This is a genomic window from Microbispora sp. ATCC PTA-5024, from assembly GCF_000511135.2.
GTDB lineage: Bacteria > Actinomycetota > Actinomycetes > Streptosporangiales > Streptosporangiaceae > Microbispora > Microbispora corallina.
In genome coordinates, this window is record NZ_KI866524.1 from 1183025 (window position 1) to 1184920 (window position 1896).

The 1896-nt window shown below is 69.5% G+C and carries 1 protein-coding gene; it reads right to left on the reverse strand.

Going from position 1 to position 1896, the window contains the following annotated elements; translation table 11 throughout:
- A partial coding sequence (locus MPTA5024_RS26070) for an endo-1,4-beta-xylanase (RefSeq protein WP_084369984.1) occupies positions 1-1116 on the reverse strand: 1116 nt, incomplete at its 3' end.
- Positions 1117-1896: the final 780 nt, after the last annotated feature.

The window sequence follows — 1896 nt, forward strand, 5'->3', positions numbered from 1 at the left end:
AGGAGTAGGCGTCGGCGTGGGAGTCGGCGTCGGGGTGGGGGTGGGGGTGGGGGTGGCGGCGTTGAGCGCGTTCAGGGCGGCGTTGTAGGCGGGCTTCGGCTGGTAGCCGGAGTCGTACATGGTGGCGGCGCCGTAGCCCGGGAAGGTGCCGGGGATCCAGGAGTGGCCGTCGTCGACGCCCCATTGGGAGACGCCGACGCAGCGGGGCACCGACAGGCAGGCGTTCACGACCGTGCCGTAGTCGGTGCCCTGCTGCTGCAGTTTCGCCGTGCTGGTCGGCAGCTGGATGCGGTCGTCGAGCTCGGTGACGGCCACGTCGAGTCCCAGGGCGGCGAAGCGCTGCATGTTCGTCAGCAGGGAGGAGGGAACCTGGCCGGCGATGAAGTGGCTCTCGAACCCGATGCCGTTCAGCGGCACGCCCTGGGCCAGCAGCGACTGCGCGAGCGAGTACATGCCGTTGCTCTTGGCGTTGACTCCCTCGATGTTGTAGTCGTTGATGTACAGCTTGGCGTTCGGGTCGGCCGCGTGCGCGGCGCGCAACGCGTTGGCGATGTAGTTCGTGCCCATGGCCTTGTAGAACACGTCCTGCCGCAGGGTGCCGTCCTCGTTGAACGGCTCGTTGACCACGTCCCAGGAGTAGACCTTGCCCTTGTAGTGGGTCGCCTCGTTGGTGATGTGGTTCTCCATCGCGCTCTGCACCTGGTTCAGTGAGAGGCTGCTCACCCAGGCGGGCAGCTGGGCGTGCCACACGAGCGTGTGGCCGCGCACCCGCATGCTGTGGGACTGGGCGAACGAGACGATCTGGTCGCCCGGCCCGAAGTTGAACCCGCCCCTGGACGGCTCGGTGGTGTCCCACTTCATCTCGTTGCCCGGGGTGACCATGTCGAACTGGGCCGCCGCGAGAGAGGTCTCGGCGCTGATACCGAGGTCTCCCCGCGTCAGCGCCGTACCGAAGTACCTCCCCCGGGCCTCGGCTGCCGCCTTCAACGTCGTCGCCGCCTGAGCCGGCAGGGCCGCGCACAGCGTGACGACGCCGGCCGCGGTCAGGGCCGTCGCGGCGGCGAGGCCGCGAGCGCCCTGCCGACGGCGACGCGGTCGGATTGTGGCCGGTTGCATTCTCAACCTCCAGTGAACGATTCGGAGCGGAACGAGACGTCGTGCGCGGTCGTCGCGCACGCCGGGAAAGCGATGGCATCGGAAGAGGCCGGCACGCGGGCGTACGGCAGCCTTCGTGCCGGGTCGGAAAATCGCGCGCGAGAGGACGGGCCTGCCCGATGAGTTCCGGACAGACCGGTTGCCGGCGGCTCCTGCCGCTCACCACCCGTTCCGGCAGGAGAGGGCCGCCCGGGGAGTCAGTGTGGAAATCGCCCGGAAAACTGTCAAGGCCGCACAAGAATCGCGTCGACGGCGCGTTCGGCGCCTCGGGTGCGCATCGACGTCGTCACCGTCGTCTCGCAGTCCCGCCACCTGAACGCCGGGCGGTTCTCCCGCCCCCGGCGTCCTGTCCATCGGGCGCCCGCGCGATGGCCTTCACCTGCTGAAAATTTCAGCACAGCCGCCTCGGCGGCGCTGTGACATCGCGGACGTCGAGGCAGATGAGATGGCTGCCGGCGCCCCGGGGAGCGGCCTCCGGAGCGCTCCGCGCCTTGACGGGACTCGACCGTGTCGTATTGGCTCCGCCGCACCACCACCTACGAGTACGCCTCCGTGGAGAGGGGTCGGGCCCAGCTCGATTGTTAGCGCTAACAGCAGGGCTGTTCAGGCCCGGCCCCATCCTCCGTCCACCCAGGATCCAGGAGTTCGCCCATGAAGATCAGCCGCTTTGGGCGCCGCCCCGCCGCGGCCGCCGCGACCCGACCGGCTCGGGTCGCCGACCCGGGAAGGAGGCGGTGAGCA